The sequence below is a fragment of the Bradyrhizobium sp. IC3195 genome, assembly GCF_020193585.1.
Taxonomy (GTDB): Bacteria; Pseudomonadota; Alphaproteobacteria; order Rhizobiales; family Xanthobacteraceae; genus Bradyrhizobium; species Bradyrhizobium yuanmingense.
This window is the reverse complement of record NZ_JADYVG010000029.1, coordinates 25219-43189: the sequence shown is the minus strand read 5'-3', so window position 1 is coordinate 43189 and position 17971 is coordinate 25219. Positions and strand designations below refer to the sequence as shown.

The 17971-nt window shown below is 61.1% G+C and carries 14 protein-coding genes; 5 read left to right on the top strand and 9 right to left on the bottom strand.

The features are described 5' to 3' along the window. Positions 1-215: 215 nt before the first annotated feature. Positions 216-1598: an allophanate hydrolase gene (gene atzF / locus I6F09_RS33810; RefSeq protein WP_225189953.1), complete on the top strand. Its 1383-nt coding sequence runs from the start codon at positions 216-218 to the stop codon at positions 1596-1598. Here atzF and I6F09_RS33805 read toward each other — a convergent pair. From I6F09_RS33805 to I6F09_RS33765, 9 genes are all read right to left on the bottom strand, one after another. Further along, positions 1595-2284, bottom strand: coding sequence for a Crp/Fnr family transcriptional regulator (locus tag I6F09_RS33805; RefSeq protein ID WP_225189952.1), 690 nt, complete (start codon positions 2282-2284; stop codon positions 1595-1597). The two genes, atzF and I6F09_RS33805, sit on opposite strands and share 4 nt — an antisense overlap. A gap of 104 nt (positions 2285-2388) precedes the next feature. Beyond that, entirely contained in the window at positions 2389-3255 is an 867-nt protein-coding gene (locus I6F09_RS33800; RefSeq protein WP_109145524.1) for an ABC transporter ATP-binding protein, read from the bottom strand. Further along, positions 3252-4025, bottom strand: coding sequence for an ABC transporter permease (locus I6F09_RS33795; RefSeq protein ID WP_225189951.1), 774 nt, complete (start codon positions 4023-4025; stop codon positions 3252-3254). Before I6F09_RS33795 ends, I6F09_RS33800 begins: the two co-directional genes overlap by 4 nt. Then, a complete protein-coding gene (locus I6F09_RS33790; protein WP_225189950.1) occupies positions 4022-5020 on the bottom strand; it encodes an NrtA/SsuA/CpmA family ABC transporter substrate-binding protein in 999 nt (332 codons plus the stop codon). Before I6F09_RS33790 ends, I6F09_RS33795 begins: the two co-directional genes overlap by 4 nt. Positions 5021-5223: 203 nt before the next feature. Beyond that, positions 5224-6183 (bottom strand): fatty acid desaturase, encoded by a 960-nt coding sequence (locus I6F09_RS33785; protein ID WP_225189949.1) that lies wholly within the window; start codon positions 6181-6183, stop codon positions 5224-5226. Between the two features lie 502 nt (positions 6184-6685). Next, a complete protein-coding gene (locus I6F09_RS33780; protein ID WP_225189948.1) occupies positions 6686-7069 on the bottom strand; it encodes a hypothetical protein in 384 nt (127 codons plus the stop codon). Further along, complete coding sequence (locus I6F09_RS33775) at positions 7066-8001, bottom strand: hypothetical protein (protein WP_225189947.1); 936 nt, start codon at positions 7999-8001, stop codon at positions 7066-7068. Before I6F09_RS33775 ends, I6F09_RS33780 begins: the two co-directional genes overlap by 4 nt. Next, positions 7982-11185: a hypothetical protein gene (locus tag I6F09_RS33770; protein ID WP_225189946.1), complete on the bottom strand. Its 3204-nt coding sequence runs from the start codon at positions 11183-11185 to the stop codon at positions 7982-7984. The genes I6F09_RS33775 and I6F09_RS33770 overlap by 20 nt, the downstream gene beginning before the upstream one ends. 158 nt (positions 11186-11343) lie before the next feature. Further along, positions 11344-12297: a LysR family transcriptional regulator gene (locus I6F09_RS33765; RefSeq protein ID WP_225189945.1), complete on the bottom strand. Its 954-nt coding sequence runs from the start codon at positions 12295-12297 to the stop codon at positions 11344-11346. 98 nt (positions 12298-12395) lie between these two features. Here I6F09_RS33765 and I6F09_RS33760 point away from each other — a divergent pair, with 98 nt between their 5' ends. From I6F09_RS33760 to I6F09_RS33745, 4 genes are all read left to right on the top strand, one after another. Beyond that, positions 12396-13577 carry an MFS transporter gene (locus I6F09_RS33760; protein WP_225129859.1) on the top strand — a complete coding sequence of 394 codons (1182 nt, stop codon included), beginning with the start codon at positions 12396-12398 and terminating at the stop codon, positions 13575-13577. 10 nt (positions 13578-13587) lie between these two features. Further along, positions 13588-14622 carry an aldo/keto reductase gene (locus tag I6F09_RS33755; RefSeq protein ID WP_225189944.1) on the top strand — a complete coding sequence of 345 codons (1035 nt, stop codon included), beginning with the start codon at positions 13588-13590 and terminating at the stop codon, positions 14620-14622. Between the two features lie 123 nt (positions 14623-14745). Further along, positions 14746-16305: an amidase family protein gene (locus I6F09_RS33750; RefSeq protein ID WP_225189943.1), complete on the top strand. Its 1560-nt coding sequence runs from the start codon at positions 14746-14748 to the stop codon at positions 16303-16305. A gap of 353 nt (positions 16306-16658) precedes the next feature. Beyond that, complete coding sequence (locus I6F09_RS33745; protein WP_225189942.1) at positions 16659-17960, top strand: O-acetylhomoserine aminocarboxypropyltransferase/cysteine synthase family protein; 1302 nt, start codon at positions 16659-16661, stop codon at positions 17958-17960. Positions 17961-17971 lie beyond the last annotated feature (11 nt).

The following is a 17971-nucleotide window of genomic DNA, read 5'->3' as shown; positions in this document are numbered from 1 at the left end:
CGCCCAGTAGCCAGGACCGTTGACTGCCGCCCTTCGGAATGAAAACAGCTTATACGTCAATCAGGATTGACTGACACTCTCTCCGCCATTTGCTGCCGCTCATAACGATTTGGTTGCAGACTCGAGTCCCGCCGGTGCGGTTGAGGCGCTTAGTTGCTTTCATTGCTGGGCAGCGGCTTCATATTCGTGGGGTCATGCCCTCAGGAGCTTATTCCGTGCCGCAAGCGATCCTATCCGCGCAGAGCCGACCCCTCCGTTCCCGTGCCGAGTTAGCCTCCATCATCATAAGCGCCTATGAGCGCATCGAGCGGGACCGGCACCGCAATTGCTGGATCTATGTGCGGCCCATGGAAGAAGCGCTGGCTGAGGTTGATGCCCTTGTGCAACGAGCGGAAGAGGGTGAAGTCCTGCCGCTCCTTGGCGTGCCATTCGGCGTCAAGGACAATATTGACGTTGAGGCCATGCCAACGACAGCAGCCTGCCCGTCATTCGAATATAGGGCTGCGCAATCGGCTAGATGCGTCGAGAAATTGGCGGCCGCGGGTGCGATCTGTCTTGGCAAAACCAACCTGGATCAGTTCGCAACCGGACTGTCCGGCGCCCGCTCCCCCTACGGCGCCTGTTCCAGTGCGGCGGACGATCTGTATGTCTCCGGCGGTTCGAGCTCCGGCTCGGCTGCTGCCGTAGCATCCGGCCATGTTGCCTTCGCTCTCGGCACAGATACCGGCGGCTCAGGCCGGATTCCCGCAGGTTTCAACGGAATCATCGGGATCAAGCCAACCGTCGGCCTCGTCTCGTCCCGGGGACTTGTGCCGAACTGTCCGACGCTCGATTGTCCCTCGATCTTCTGCAATTCCATTGCCGAAGGTCGAATTCTGCTCGGGTTGATCGAAGGATTCGACGACAGTGATCCCTTTAGCCGCCAACGGATTGCCTCGTCCTTCCCACCTCCTCGCAAATTCCGGTTCGGCCAGGTCCCTGTCGGTCATCTCAATTCATTCGGCATGCCGGAATGCGATGACCTCTACAGGCAGGCCTGCACGAGGCTTTCGGGATTGGGAGGTCAAGCCAGGAACATTGACTTCGCGCCTTTCGCCGAAGCCGGTGAAATGCTCTTTTCAGGGCCTTGGATTGCCGAACGTCATGCGGCGATCAGCAAGCTCATGAACATCGATCAGGGAGACCTGCTTGACGTCATCCGCAACGTGCTGAGCGGAGCTGCCCGGTTTTCCGCAACAGATGCATTCGCCGCGCAACATCGACTTTGGAAGCTGCGACGCCAGATCCAAACGCTTTTCGAGGAGATCGATGTTCTGGTGGTACCGACCGCGCCACGCCCCTTCACGATTGCGGAGATGATGGAAGATCCCATCACGCTCAACAACCGCCTCGGTTACTACTCCTATTTTGCCAATCTCGTGGACTTGTGCGCGGTGTCGGTTCCCAATGCAACGCTCGGCAACGGCATGCCGATGGGTATCACTTTGCTGGCGCCTGCGTGGCGCGACCATGTTGTTCTCGACCTTGCCGAACGATGGCTGCCCGATGCGAAGGCCAGACTGTTCGATCTAAAGGAATATCCGAAGGCCGCCTCCTAGACCACTTCGAGATCGAGGGCGCGCAGATTGAGGATCACAATCAGGCCCCGGTGATAACGGATGACGCCTCTTGCCTGCATGCGGGAAAGCTGCACCGTCACCCATTGGCGGGTTGAGCCGATCAGATTGGCGAGATCGCCATGCGTGAACGGGATCCCGATCACGATCTCGCGGCCCTGCTGCGAACCGTAGATCTTCGAGAGGAAGACCAACAGACGATGCAGCCGCTCGGTCACCGAGCGGGTCCCCAGCATTTGCGCCATGGCCGAGTAGCACCGTGCCTTGAAGGCGAGCGCATCCAGCAGCGCGACTGCGATACTTGCCGATTGAAGCGCCAGCGCACGCAGGGCTGGGCCGGGCAAGAACGTCACTCGGCTTCGTTCCACTGCAACCGAAGACCATACGTGGGCACCAGCACCGAACAGATCGGGGCCGCCGACGAAGTTGCCGGCAAACCAGTAGGCCAGCGTCACCTCGCGTCCGGAAGGTGCCGCGTAGTAGCTGCGAATACGCCCCTCTTCGATCAGATATATGCCGTTCTGCAGATCGCCCTGACGCCAGACATGCTTGCCTGCCGGCAGGACCTCCTCGCGGCCGATGGCGAGGACACGACGCCGGTCAGCCTCACACAACGGATCCAACAAGCTCGGCAGCGACCCGACCAGAGCATCCGATCCCGCCAGCATGATGCCGGTCGCATTCCTGAGACTTGCCGCTGACATCTGCTCGCTCCCCTGCCGCCGCGGGGGAAAGCCATTCAAGAGCCATGCCAGAACATATCGTCAGGCGCCTACGTCTTGATTTCCATCTGCTCGAAGGCCCTGCGGCCTTCCGAGCGGATCAGGTCAAGGCAATCCCGCTTGAGGGCGAGATAGGCGGCCTCCGCGACGATGGCGCTGGAGCGCGGCCGCGGCAGGCTCACCTGAAGATCCCTGAGGATGCGGCCAGGTCCGGCGCTCATGATCAGCACACGGTCAGAGAGAAGGATCGCTTCATCGATGTCGTGTGTGACGAAGACGATTGTTGCATTGATCCGCTCGCGGAGCTCGAGCAGATTGTCCTGCATGACCGCCCGGGTCTGCGCATCCAGCGCTCCGAACGGCTCGTCCATCAACAGGACACGTGGTTGATTGGCGAGGGCACGGGCAATCGCAACCCGCTGCTGCATGCCCCCCGATAGCGTGTGCGGATATGCCGACGCAAATCTGGTCAGGCCGATCATCTCGATGAGGCCGTCGGCAATCCGCAGCGCCTCCGCTTTCGGCTTGCCGAGGGCGCGGGGCCCGTGCGCGATATTCCGGCGCACCGATTTCCACGGAAACAGATGTGGCTGCTGGAAGACCATTCCGATCTCGGGCCGTGGCTTGCGCATTGCCTCGCCGGCGATGAGCACCTGTCCTCCGAACGGCCGCTCGAGCCCGGCCATTGCATTCAGCAGCGTGGACTTGCCGCAGCCGGATGGACCGACGATCGAGACGAATTCCCCCTGGGCTACTGCCAGGGATACGCGGTCGACCGCGATGACCTGCCCGCTCGGCGCATCGAAGACGATGCTCAAATCCTCGACCCGGATGATCGCCTGACGCGCCGCGGCGGACGGCGAGTGCGTATCCACGAGCCTGAGCGGCTGGTCTGGACGAAGCAGGCTCGGGATCATCGCCACCACACGGCACGTTCGGCAAGAATTGCGAAGGAACGGTCGGCGACGAAGGAAAGCAGCCCGAGAGCCGCCAGCCCGCCCATGACCTGACCCGTTTGCATGTTCTGTTGCGCTATTTCGATACGATAAACGATACCGGCGAACGCTCCTGCCAACTCGGCGGCGACCAGCGTGTAGAAGGAGATGCTCACCGCGGTTCGAAGACCGACCGTGATATAGGGCAGCGCGCCAAGAAGGACGATTTCCCACAGCATCTGCGGTTGCGGCGTGCCGAGCATCTGGGCGGCACGGATAAGTCCGCGGTCGACTTTCTGCACCCCGATGTGGGTCGCCAGCCATACCGTGAAGAACACGCCCCAAACGACCAGGAAAAGCTTGCCTGTTTCCGAGAGGCCAAACCAAAGGATGACGATCGGCACGAAGGCTATGGGAGGAATTGGGCGAAGGATGTGAAACAAGGGCGAAAGCAGGCTGGACACCAGCCGAAACCGGCCGGTCAGGATGCCGAGCACGATTCCGCCCGCGGCCCCGATGGCAAATCCCGCGGCCACGCGCGCGAGGCTCGCCATCAGGTCGGCGAAGAATTGTCCGCTGCGAATCCATTCGAGAACGGCGACGGCGACGGTCGATGGCGGCGGAAACAGCACGGTGTTCACGATGCCGGAGCGCGCAACCAGTTCCCACATGCCTGTGAAGGCGGGCACGGAGAGGACGGCGACCAGTACGCTCAGCCGTTCGGTCGCGCTGCTGCGTCTGCCGACGCTCACGGGCGTGCCCCCAGCGTGACGCGAGCTGGATCGAGCGCCTTCAGCGGCGCCGTCACCAGGACTTTCGTGAAATCGGGCATGCTCGCTCCAGGGGGATGATTGCCGGTCTCGAGCCGCCAGGCGGCATGGGTTTTCAGCGTCGTGAGAATCCTGTCGTCGAGGCGCACATGGTAGACGTAGTCCGTCCAGATCGACGCCAATTCAACGCGTTTCATCCCCGTCGCCGCTGCGATGACGTCGATTGCTTCACCTGGATTCGCCTTGAGCCAGCCCTCGGCTTCGATGAGGGACGCCAGGAACTTGCTGACGATCGCCGGGTTGGCGGCGAGGTAAGACTGCGTCACGACGATATTGAAGGTCTCCGAGTAGAGACCTTTGGTATCAAGCGGGATCGCGCCTTCGCCGAGAGCCTTCTTCGCATTCGCGACGTGCGGCTCCCAGGTGTCGAATGCGTCGATGCTGCCGGCCGCCATGGCAGGGAGCATCTCCTGCGGTCGCAGGTTGACGAGCGTCACGTCCTTCGAGGTCAGGCCCGCCGCTTTCAACAGAACCGAGGTGTAGACTTCGCTGCCGGTTCCGGCCGTGAAGGCGATTCGCTTTCCACGCAGATCGGCCTTCGTCTTGATCCCGGCAGAAGCTGCGGTCATGGTCTTCAGATCCGAATATTCCATCCCCGCCACGAAGGCGATGGGCTGTTGCGCCATCGCGGCCGCCGTGACCGGCGCCTCGGCTGTTGTCGCGAAATCCGCCCCTCCCCCAAGCACCGTATCGAGGCACTGCTTCCCGCTGGTGAAATTGGAGACCGAGATGTCGAGCCCGTGCTTGGCGAAAAGGCCCTTCGCATTGGCAACGATCGCCAGTCCCGAGATCGGCCCAAGATTCTGGGCGAGCCGCGCCTTCAGCAATTCCTCGGCCGTCGCGGGCTCGGACGGCGCAAACAGGAAGGACGCAGATAGCACGAACACGGCGAAGCGAAGAGCAGTTGTTGATCGCATGCCAAACCCCTGTGATGCCGGCGATCGGAGGTGATCGACCTTGACGACAGGATCGTCTGAAGATGGGAAACCATGAAGCAATTAATCGACAAGGTCCGCTATCCACTTTTTGCGCAAGCAAACAGCAAGCTGCTCACGACTTGGACGCATCATAGCCTGCGGCAATAGCACTCTGCTGGCTTTCGCCAAGCCCTGATCCCGGTTCAATCAGAACCGATCGGGCTTTCGATGCCGTTGCGTGCGCGGCGAAACCAGGCCCACGTCTGACGCGTCACTGCGATGTAGCCCGGGCCTGGGTAGACGATCCGATCGGCGACGATCCGGTTCAGTTTCGGCAGCGCATGGAAAGGAATCGAAGGATAGGCATGGTGTTCGACATGATAGGGCATGTTCCATGCGAACCAGCGCACGAACCTGGCGGTATAGGTGGTGCGGGTGTTCTGGAAGGCGCTGCGCGTGCGATCGCAGCCGGTGTGTTCGGCAAGCAGATACGGACGCAGAAACAATTGACCGACGATCACGGGGACCACCCAGACCCACAACAGGATCAAGGTGTGCAACGCGATCGAGGCCAGCAACAGCGCGACGTAGCCTGCCAGATGGAGACGCGCTTCTGTCACGACAATGTGGCGTTTGCTTTCGGGAATCCAGGGTGACGTGGCGTTGCCGGTCAACGCATGGCGAAGCATCAGCCCCACCCGGAAGGCAACCTGCCGCAAGCCGCTGTACACGATCACCAGTTGCGCGTCCGAGTTCGGGATTGGAACCGACAGCAGTTCCGGATCCCTCTCTGGATCCTGCGTGTACCGATGATGATCCCAGTGGAATAAGCAGTAATATTCGTAAGGCAAGCCGACCGCGAACGAGGAGAGATGACCGAAGGCGAGATTAAGCGCCCGGCTGCGAAACGCCGTCTTGTGGGCGGTCTCGTGGACCACCATGAACAGGAATGCGACAAAGTAGCCTTGGACGACCACCAGCGGCAACGCCCAGACGATTCCGTATTGCGATGAGACCAGCCAGATCAGCACGCCGACAACGACGATGACGCCGTAATGGCTGGCCGCGCGGATCAGGCCCTGCCAATCGGACCGCACCGACAACTCGCGCAGCATGGCCGGAGTCAGCGGCTTCTCCCCGGTGGCGGTGATGGCATTGCTCATGATCGTGGTCGCCTCTTTTTCGGAATCGCACATTTGACCGTGCTCATGCGGACGCTGGAATTGGTCAAGCACAGGCCGACCCTAGGAAGCGCGGCCGCAATGCAGAAGCAATTTATTTCGCCGGCGTTGGGCCTGTCGCTAGCGCCGTTATGGACGGTCAGGCCTAAATCCTACTCCGCGGGCGCTGCGTGCGGCATATCGACGTGCGCGGTAAGGGGTACGCTCACGCCGTTTTTCCCTTCGCGCGGTGCGTGAATGCGAGTCAGGATTGCATCGAAGACCAGGTGGCGCTGAAGCGAGAGTTCGTCGCGGCGGCTCATGTCGCCGGTGAAAATTGGGGGGCGGACCAGTCACTCGATGTGTCACCGGAGTTTCGATGAAAGTATCGGACGTGAAGCGCCGGTTTTTGCGGTAGCTTGAACGGTGGATCTTGGCCTAGGAAGACCGACATTCTCTCCGCCAATTAGCCTCAGACCGATTGGCTGTTCGCGACGAGGGTCACCTAGAGTTTCGCCACGACTGTTTTTGCAATTTCGGTCAGCGCTTCGATGCTTACCTCCGGTGTGATCGCTAGTAAAAGGCCGACGCGAGCCATCTCCTCTGTTACCTGCTTAAGCGCTCTGATCGTTCCTCCGACAGTTGCCCCCGTCGCTGCAACTGTTGCGGCCAGCACTGTCGGTTCGCTGGAGTATCGAATCATAACGATAAATAGAACGAGAAAGATTGCTGTTCCTACCAGCAGCCTAATCCAATAGGCTCTCTTTAGATTCGCAGCCAGTCCGTCAAGCACTAGCGCAAGTCGATCTCGGTCAATCGTACGTCCTGCCCCACTAAGGTTTCTGAGGTTGGGAAATGCATCGGGGAGCGTTGCTTTCAGTGTATTCATGATTTCTCTCCACCTCGCCCGTTGCTCCGAATAAGTTCTGCAAGGCGCCTTCGCGCTTCGACGTAGTCCCAACCTTGGGCTACTAGCCTGTACACGCCTTGGAGCGCCGCCATTCTACTAACCGGATCGGTCTCAAGTTCATTAGCGATCACAACTCGGTCATGACGATAGCATTTGACGATCGATATGAGTTGTGCGGATTGGCAATTTGAAAGATCCGCAACTCCGGCCCACGAGTTTGGAACGGTGCCACCAATATCCTCAGCCGAGTGGAGCCCATCGAATAACTCAAGGCGATTGCCCGCTCTGATGGCGTCGGGCCACCAATGATCAAGTGCTGCGCGGTTAAAGTGATATAGGGTAGTGAAATCCATATGCCATTGCGTCGCCTGAGGAGAAGGCGCTAAAGGGGGAGGTCTGCTCAATCGTGTATTTAGCAACTCGGCGAGACGCGAGCGTCGGATATCCTCGCTCCCCGAAGTTGCGAGTCTCGTTGTCCAGTCAGGTGCCATTCCGATTCGGAAAAGTGCTGAGAACTCATCTTGATCCTCGCACAGCCGGTTTGCTATGAGCGACGGAGGCAGGGCAATGTCTTCTTTGGATAGCGTCGGGCCGCGCCAATGAGCGACGATTGTAATAATGCGAAACCCCTCGAAGCTTGCATGAAGATCGGCCAACGTGGCGTCTTCCGTCACTGAGATACCAATATTTCTCGCCTCGACAGCCAACGCGTTAGCGGCACTCGCAACACCTTTGAAAGTGGATTCCCACAGCTCGAGAACGTTGCCCCAGAGAAGTCCTCGGCTCACATAATCGGCATAAGGTCCCCCTCCAAGCGCACTCTGGATTGCATCGAAGCTGCGTGGAAGGGCCAGCAACAGAATGCAATCTGAAGGGCTGGCGCGCTGTTCTTTATGTGTGGTTCCTGTCATGCGAAGGAATTGTCTGGACAATAACTATATCGCGGCCTTCGTTCGATAAATTGATTTCGATATTTGTTGCCCCGTTTTCACGGAGCATAAGTTCTTTGTATCGCGCAAATGCATCTTCAAGTGCGCTATCCGCCGAGTTCTTGAAAACCTTCAAACTGTCCGCTTCTAGTTTTGATAGTTTTGCGATCTCTGGCTTATCCTTAAACCAAGCCATTGCTCGAATGAGCAATGACTGGGACCTGGTTTCTATCGTGATAGGCACGGTCACCTCGACGATATGCATGTGGCCTGAATTTGACGAAGTGCTAATGAGCAGTGTCTCGTCTTCCTTCGGAAAGCGGATTTCAGCATCTGACCAGCGGGGTCTTGCCTTCAGATAATTTGCTGCGCTCGCGGGCTCGACGTGCAGTCGTTCTGACCTCCTTCCGACCCACCCTTTCATCCGGTCCCAAGCATTCTCAAAGGTAGACCCCTCATGCTTAGGAGATGGTCCAGTGCGTTTCATCGCGGAATACATGAACGGTCGCTGTGGGTCGGGTCCATCGGCAAAGCCAAATAGCCCGCGATTCCCGCCAAACGGCGGCTTTCCGCCAGCGCCTGCAACGGCTGCGCCACGCTGATAGAGAGAATCGACGTGACGGACGACGTCGGCCTTGTCAGTCGAGCTGAAAACAATCTTTGGCTTTGCTAACGCTGGAGGGCCCAAAGAAACATCTCTAATGGTATTCTCCACCGCTTCGTACATGCTGGTGGCGTTTGGCGTCGCGATCGTCTTTGGTGGTGCTGGCCGTGGCCTTATCACAAGGTATCCGGCCGGGGGCGATGGTGCGACCAGCACGTCAGCACCTGTGCCTTGGATAATTCCATCAAATTGGGGTCGCGCCCTGACTGCAGTCGACTCCAAATCATACCCTATTTGTATCGATTGCAGGTCGGGACTTGCACCACGAGTAGTGCGGCCGGGCTTAAACTGCAAGGCGTCGTCGATCACGCGAATTGGGCGCGCCGTTATAGGGGTGGTCGCCAGGCGCGTCTCAATAGCTCGAATCCCCTTCGCTGCATTTTCATCGAGTAGCCCGACCTCTCTGTCGAACAGCCTTACGACCTCTTGCTCCGCATCCTTGTCGGCTGGATTAAGTCGCAAGACTCTTCCTTCAGCATAGTCGCCACTGGCTTTGACATGGCCTTTTGGGACCGTCGGATCAATAACAACCCGCGTCGCTCGGCCACCGATGTTATGGCCTCCGGTAAGTTGCCGCGAATTCTCGTCGCCTCGCGAAACGACAATAGAAGGCGTTCTGATCCATCCCGTCGGATTGTGGTCCAGTTCTTTCACGACCTGTTGTCGCACCGCGTCAGGCGAGCGTACTAACCGAATTCCGCTCGCAATCATGGGGTCCAACAGATTGCTTACTTTTGGAGAGAAGCTTTCACCCTGGGCCGCGACTTTCGCTACCTCTTCTTTCCACGTCGGCCCACCGATTGCTTCCAACACGGCGGAGGTCGTCTTGAAATTAGCGCGCCTTTTATCGAGTTCCTGCCGTACGTCGGGCGGTGGCATTTGACTCAAAAGACGCTTGGCGGCCTCCGTTCCCCGAACGATAAACTCGTCTCTTAGCCACAGTTCGTTGATCGTGGGGCCTGCGCCGTATTGGAGGGCACCAAGTGACTCTTTGACATTTCTGGAGAGTATATCCTCCAGATGGCTCATTGTGGCTGAAGCTGGAGCGAGATCGTGCGGCCGATTGGCTCGCATGTCGAAAGCAAGAAAAACCTGAAATAGAGCGGCGTACTGCACCGCCCGCTCAAGGAGCGGATTGCGCAATGATCGAAAATAAAAATAGGCATCGTCCTCGGCCTTCGAAAGCTTCGCCTTTGCGACTTCGTCATCATCAATTGAGCCTTCCGGAAAGTACGACACGGGAAGACTGCCGGTGTTTCTTAGCACGAATATATCTAGGCCATTGATCGACGATACTAAGCCGACACCAGCCGTGTTCCAGTTGTATGTTAGGCGACTTGTCTTCAGACTCCTAAAGGCTCCGCTCAATCCGAATGGAAAGTTTGGAGGTTGTGGATGTAGGAAGCCCTTGTAAGAAATTTGTCCACCTTCGGACCAGCTCTTCAGCATGTTGTCCGTAAAATTAAGGAGGCTACCGAACTCGGTATCTATGATGCTGTCGCTAAGCAGAATAGGAGCCCAGTCCCAGCCGAGCAATTCTTCCGACGTGGCCAGCAATTTTCCCGCAAAAGGCCGTCGGCGCTCGTAGCTCTGTGAAAGTTGAAATGATCGTTCAGAGGCCAAAAGAAAGATCGTCTCCAGCCTGAGCGGCGCCATGTTAGCTTGCGACGTGGTGCGCTCACGCCCAATTAGGGCTACTCTGCGATCATTCAGCTTTATTGCGCCAATGAATGCGTCGCTATCGACGACAAATCTGCGGACATCCGCAATATAGTTGTTGAGCACGTCGCCACTACCTCGAGGTAGTATCGCAACTACCAGCCCCGGCGTCTCGCTATAAAATGTTCCAGTCTCATTTCGAGCCGCGCGTTCCTGTAGCGTAGCCGATGACGCTCCCGTAACGCCTAACAACTTCTGCGCGTTCGGTCCGAAAAACCAACTCGACAGTTCTTCTTTGCTGACCTCGAGGGGAGGGGGTGCCATCCCGCTGGTAGGAAACATCCGGTCAATGTTTCTCACTTCCGCTTTGTAGGTGCTGCCAAAGGCAAGGGCAGCCAGCATAGCGAGGCTGTGATAAAGTTGTTCTTTCGTAGCTGCGTCCCGCGTATCAACTAGAATAACGAGGTCTTCAGCCCAGCCGTCGAATCCCAAAGGGTTTCTTCGTTTCTGAATCAATTCGATCTTGTCGGACGATACCGTAAACAGAGCCCTGATAATTTCATTGGCTCGATCGGCAGGAATGTGCGGCGGTGGCTCGGTAAGAACCACTACCGTACGTCCTGTTCTCTGATTTTCGCAGCGCGCCAATCCCTGATCATGAATCGGGAAAGTCTTTCGCACGCGCTTCCAGGCGCTGTCGATTGTGCATTCTTCGGTCGAGGCACTTAGCGGCGTGTTAGCGCCGAATGCAATTAGCAGCACAGCATCGAGTGCGACTACGAAAGTGAGCTTTCTCAATGAAATGCGTGTGAGGAATGAATGCCGCATTCTGTGGAAATGCATTTTGCTGTCCCTCCGGGCGCAGCTAGTCTCGTTCTGAATTGCAAATGAGCTCCAAAAACTACGGGAGCATTCTCCGCCAAATAATGGTAGACTACATCTTTTGGTTGAGGGATTCAATGGCGATGATTATAAGAGGCGCGTCAATTGAGCATCCCAATTCATTTCTCGACCCTCCACTTCCCATCCCCGGTCCGCTTCAACGCGGGGTCGCTCACCCGCACGTGCTCGGCGAGGAAATCGATGAACGCGCGCACGCGTGCCGGGAGTGGGGCGGTGTGGCCGACATAGACGGCGTGGATGTCTTCGCGGTCGCCGGGATTGTATCCTTGCAGCACCGGGACGAGGCGGCCGGATTCGATGTCGGGGCCGATGTGGAAGAGCGCGAGGCGCGCGAGACCGACACTGCCGAGGCAGAGGCGGCGGGCGGCTTCGCCGTCGCTGGCGCGCGCGACCGGCGGGGGCAGGGCCTCCTCGGCGTGGTCGCCACGCCTGAACGGCCAGCCGCGGATGCTGCGTGGAAAGGTCCAGCCGATGCCGCGGTGGTCGGCGAGATCGGCCGGAATCTTCGGCATGCCGCAACGGGCGAGATAATCCGGCGCGCCGACCACGACCATGCGGCTGGTGCCGAGCTTTCGCGCGACCAGCCGCGAGGCGCGCAGCGGACCGACGCGGATGGCGACGTCCGCGCGCTCCTGCATCAGGTCGATCACCGTATCGGTCAGCACGAGATCGAGCGTGACGTCGGGATGCTGCGCCAGAAACCGCGGGATCAAAGGCATCACATGCAGCATGCCGAAGGGGATGTTGCAGTTGACCGTGAGGCGGCCGCGCGGCGCCGCGCCCGAGGCCGCCTCGCGCTCGGCCTCCTCCATCTCGGCGAGGATGCGCAACGATCGCTCGTAGAAGGCCTGGCCTTCCGCTGTCAGCGTCAGCTTGCGCGTGGTGCGGTTGACGAGCCGCGCGCCGAGGCGCGCCTCCAGACGCGAGATCAGCTTACTGACGCCCGATGGCGTCAGACGCAGCTTTCGCGCGGCCTGGGTGAAGCCGCCGAGGTCCACGACGCGGACGAAGACCTCCATCTCGGCCGAGCGGTTGGTATCGAAACGGGCCATGTTGAATTCACGTCACAAATGATTGGATTGCGGACATTCTAATGGTTTGGCGGCAGCGCCGCTATCTGCGTGGCTCGTCTCATCCCTTGGAGCAACGCATGCCTCCTGCCGTCCTCGCGCTCACCGCCGGTGCCTTCGGCATCGGCACCACCGAATTCATCATCATGGGCCTGCTGCTGCAGGTCGCCGCCGACATGCACGTCTCGGTCCCGGTCGCGGGCCTGCTGATATCAGGCTATGCGCTCGGCGTGTTCGTCGGCGCGCCGGTGCTGACGCTGGCGACGCGGCGGCTGCCGCGGAAAACCGTGCTGCTGGCGTTGATGGCGATCTTCACGCTCGGCAATGCGGCTTGCGCGCTCGCACCCACTTACGAATTGCTGATGGCCGCGCGGGTGCTGACCTCCCTCGCCCACGGCACGTTCTTCGGCGTCGGCTCGGTGGTGGCCACCAGCCTCGTCGCCGAGGACAAGCGTGCGTCTGCGATCGCCACCATGTTCATCGGCCTGACGGTCGCGACGCTCCTGGGCGTGCCCTTCGGTGCCTGGCTCGGCCTGATGCTCGGCTGGCGCGCGGCGTTCTGGGCGGTGACTGTCATCGGCGTGATCGCGTTTGCGGTCGTCGCCGGGCTCGTCCCCGGCCATGTCGGCGATGGCGACAAGCCGATCTCGCTTGCCGAGGAAGTGGCCGTGCTCGGCCGTCCGCAGGTGCTGCTCGGTCTTGCCATGACCGTGTTCGGCTTCGCCGGACTGTTCGTCGTCTTCACCTATATCCAGCCGATCCTGACGCGCTTCACCGGCTTTTCGGAGGCTGCCGTCTCGCCGATCCTGCTGGTGTTCGGCGTCGGCCTTGGGATCGGCAATATCGCCGGCGGCAAGCTTGCGGACCGCGGCCTCGCACGGGCCTTGACCGGCACGCTTGCCGCGCTTGCGATCGTGCTGCTCGGCCTGGCGGCCGTGCTGTCGATCAAGATCCTGTCCGTCGCGCTGATCCTGCTACTCGGCACCGCCGCCTTCGCGACCGTCGCCCCGCTTCAGCTTCGCGTGCTGGAAGCCGCAGGTCCCAGTGGCCGGACGCTCGCCTCCAGCCTCAACATCGCCGCGTTCAATCTCGGCAATGCGCTCGGCGCCTGGGCAGGCGGCCTCACCATCGACCGCGGGCTCGGCCTTTCGGCGCTGCCGCTGGTCGCGGCCGGCATCACCGCCATTGGCCTCGTTCTGGCGCTGTGGAGTCTCCGGCTCGATCGCGCGCCGGCCACCGTCGCGGTGTGCCCGGCGGAGTAGGAGAGCGATCATGGAATACCGCAATCTCGGCGCTTCCGGGCTCAAAGTTCCCGCCCTCAGCTTCGGCACCGGCACGTTCGGCGGCCAGGGTCCGTTGTTCTCCGCCTGGGGCCGCAGCGGCATCGATGAGGCCCGCAGGCTCGTCGATATCTGCCTCGATGCCGGCGTCAATCTGTTCGACAGCGCCGATGTCTATTCGAACGGCGCCTCCGAGGAGATCCTCGGTGCCGCGATCAAGGGGCGCCGCGACAAGGTGCTGATCTCGACCAAGATGAGCCTGCCGATGGGCGACGGTCCGCTCGATGCCGGCTCGTCGCGGCAGCGGCTGCTTGCCTCGGTCGATGCGGCGCTAGGACGGCTCGGCACTGACCATATCGATCTGCTTCAGCTCCACGCCTTCGACGCGTTCACGCCGATCGGGGAGGTGCTGTCCACGCTCGATATGCTCGTGCGCGCCGGTAAGCTGCGCTATGTCGGCGTCTCGAATTTCGCCGGCTGGCAGCTGATGAAGTCGCTCGCGATCGCGGACCGGCATGGCTGGCCGCGCTATGTCGCGCACCAGGTCTATTACTCCCTGCTGGGGCGCGACTATGAATGGGAACTGATGCCGCTCGCGCGCGATCAGGGCGTCGGCGCTCTGGTCTGGAGCCCACTGGGCTGGGGCAGGCTCACCGGAAAGATCCGGCGCGGCCAGCCGCTGCCGCAAGGAAGCCGCCTGCATGCCACCGCACAGTTCGGTCCGCCCGTGGACGATGCGCGCCTCTACGCCGTCATTGACGTGCTCGATGCGATTGCTGTGGAGGCCGCTCGGACCGTGCCGCAGGTCGCGATTGCCTGGCTGCTGTCGCGTCCCACGGTCTCTTCCGTGATCATCGGGGCGCGCGACGAAGCGCAGCTGCGCGACAATCTCGGTGCCGTCGGCTGGTCGCTGAGCGCGGACCAGATCAAGCGGCTCGATGAGGTCAGCGGGGTGATGCCGCCTTATCCGTACTATCCCTATCGCGTCCAGGAGGGCTTTGCGCGGCTCAATCCACCGTTGGTGTAGGAGCTTGCTCATGGAAGGCTGCGATTGCGACAGAGCGTCGCGACAATGCGCCATGCAGAATCGCGCCTGTACAGGGTCCCATGTCGTCCCTAACCTCCGCCGCGCAAATTTAGGAGATGCGGCGTGGCGAAGAAGACGGCGACCAAGAAGAAAAGTGTGTTGAAGACGACGGCGAAGGCTTCGAAGAAGGGCTCCGGCCGCAAGAGCGCCGTCGCCAAGCCGGCCGGAAAGGCCGCTGCCGGCAAATCGGCGAAGCCGCGGCGCCCGAACGGCCCGGCCTGGCAATGGTCGGCGGTTGAGACCGCGGCTGCGATCCGCTCCGGCGCCATCTCCGCGGTCGAGGCGGTGGAAGCGCATCTCGAACGAATGCGCACCGTCAATCCGAAGCTGAATGCGGTCGTCGTCGATCTCTCGGAGGAGGCACTCAAAGCGGCGCACGCGGCCGACAAGCAGCGCGCCAAAGGCGGCGAGCTCGGTCTCCTGCACGGCGTGCCGATTACGATCAAGGAAAATGTCGACTACGAGGGCCGGCCGAATTTCAACGGCGTGCCCGCCAACAAGGACCTCATTGCACCCTCCGACTCGCCCGTGGTGCGCAACCTGAAGAAATCAGGCGCGATCGTCATCGGTCTCACCAACACGCCCGAATTCTCCTTTCGCGGCTTCACCGACAATCCCCTGCACGGGCTGACGCTCAACCCCTGGGATCCCGACATCACCTGCGGCGGCTCCTCCGGGGGCGCGGGCTCGGCGGTCGCTGCGGGCATCGGCACTATCGCCCACGGCAACGACATCGGCGGCTCGCTGCGCTGGCCGGCGCATTGCAACGGCGTTGCCACCATCAAGCCGACGCAGGGCCGCATCCCCGCCTTCAACGGAAGCGCAACGTCGGAGCGGCCTATGCTGGCGCATCTGATGTCGGCGCAGGGGCCGCTCGCGCGCCATGTCGCCGACGTGCGCCTCGCTTTGGAGGTGATGAGCCAGCGCGATCCGCGCGATCCCTGGTGGGTGCCCGCGCCGCTGGTCGGCGAGCGGCCGAAGCGGCCGATCAAGGTTGCACTGGCAAAGATCCCCGAGGACATGGACGTCGATCCCTCTGTCGCCGCGGCGCTGCGCCAGGCTGCCGATCATCTCGAGCGGTCCGGCTATCGCGTCAGCGAGGTCGAGGTACCCGACATCAACGGGGTCTGGCAGACCTGGTGCGACATCATCACCAACGAGACCGTGATGATGCAGGAGGCCGCCATGCTGAAGGTCACATCCGAGGATTTTCACAAGTCCTGGGGCGGCATGAAGGCCAAGGCCAACGTGCTCGATCTCAAGGGCTGGATGCAGGCGACCGCCGCGCGCAACGGCCACATCCGCGCCTGGCAATTGTTCTTCGAGGAGTATCCGGTGGTGCTGGCGCCGACCACGGTGAAGCCGACGCCGGGCCCGCGCGAGGACACCATCAGCTCCGAGCGCGTGCGCGAGATCTTCTGGGGCGAGATCCGCTTCATCTCCGCCATCAACGTGCTGGGCCTGCCCGGCGCCGTGGTGCCGGTGGCGCTGCATGACGGCAAGCCGATCGGCGTGCAATTGATTGCCGGCCGCTATCGCGAGGATCTCGCCCTCGATGCCGCAGCCGCCATCGAGAAACGCGTCGGCGTGCTCGCGCACCGGCTGTGGGAAAGAATGGCGTAGCGGCGGGTAATTTCACGCTCTCCCCTTGTGGGAGAGGGTGGCTTGCCGCAGAGCGGCGAGACGGGTGAGGGGTATCCCTCCACGAGTTCGCGTGTGGATAGACACCCCACATCCGGCGCTTCGCGCCACCTTCTCCCACAAGGGGAGTAGGAGCGCCACGGCGAGAGCGCGTTCGTTAATCCGCTTTAACCCGGATTTCAGCCAATCCGCGAGCAAGCATTAGGGTTACTTCCTCGATCTCTAAGCGAATTATTGTCCGCTTTACCACCCGCCTCTAACAGAGGAGCGGCGGACAACGCACATGCCTCATTCTAGGCCAATAAGTGCGGCCCGCTCCACGCGGAGGTGGCACGATGCGCAACGAGACGATCGCTATTCACGCCGGCTACGAGCCTGAAGCCACCACGCACGCAGTGGCCGTGCCGATCTACCAGACCGCGGCCTACGCCTTCGACAGCGCCGATCATGGCGCCGCCCTGTTCAATCTGGAGACCGAAGGCTTTCGTTACAGCCGCATCGCCAATCCGACCAGCGCAGTGCTGGAGAAACGCATCGCCCAGCTCGAAGGCGGCGTCGGCGCGCTCGCGGTCGCGACCGGGCAGGCAGCGCTGCATTTCGCCTTCGTCAACGTCGCCGATCACGGCGGCAACATCGTCTCCGTGCCGCAACTCTACGGCACCACGCATACGCTGCTCTCCCACATCCTGCCGCGCCAAGGCATTACCGGCCGTTTCGCCGAGAGCGACAAGCCCGAGGCGGTCGAGAAGCTAATCGACGAGAACACCCGTGCGGTGTTCGCCGAGACCATCGGCAATCCCGCCGGCAATGTCTGCGACATCGAGGCGCTGGCGAAGATCGCCCATGCGCATGGCGTGCCGCTGATCGTCGACAACACCGTCGCCACCCCGATCCTCTTCAAGCCGTTCGACTACGGCGCCGACATCGCGGTGCATTCGCTGACCAAGTTCTTGGGCGGTCACGGCACCACGCTCGGCGGCGCCATCGTCGATTCCGGAAACTTTCCCTGGGCCGAGCACGCCGATCGCTTCCCGGCCTACAACAAGCCCGACGCCTCCTATCACGGACTGGTCTATGCCGAGCGCTTCGGCAAGACCGCCTATATCGAGCGCGCGCGCAGCGTCTATCAGCGCACCATGGGCTCGGTGCTGTCGCCGTTCAACGCCTTCCTGCTGCTTCAGGGCATCGAGACCGTGGCGCTGCGCATGGAGCGCCATGTCGAGAACGCCCGCAAGGTCGCCGAAATCCTTCGCGGCGATCCGCGCGTGGCCTGGATCAATTACACCGGCTTCCCGGACAGCCCCTATTATCCCCTGGTGCAGAAGTACCTGAACGGCAACGCCTCCTCGCTGTTCACCTTCGGCATCAAGGGCGGCATGGAGGCCGGCAAGGCGTTTTACGATGCGCTGAAGCTGATCACGCGGCTCGTCAATATCGGCGATGCCAAGTCGCTCGCCTGCCATCCGGCATCGACCACCCATCGCCAGATGTCGGCGGAGCAGCAGCGCGCCGCCGGCGTGCTGCCGGAGACGATCCGTCTGTCGGTCGGCATCGAGCATGTCTCTGATATCATCGAGGACATCGACCAGGCGCTGGAAAAGGCCTGCCCGTCGGCGCGCCGCGAGGCCGCGGAGTAGGCGGCGCCGGC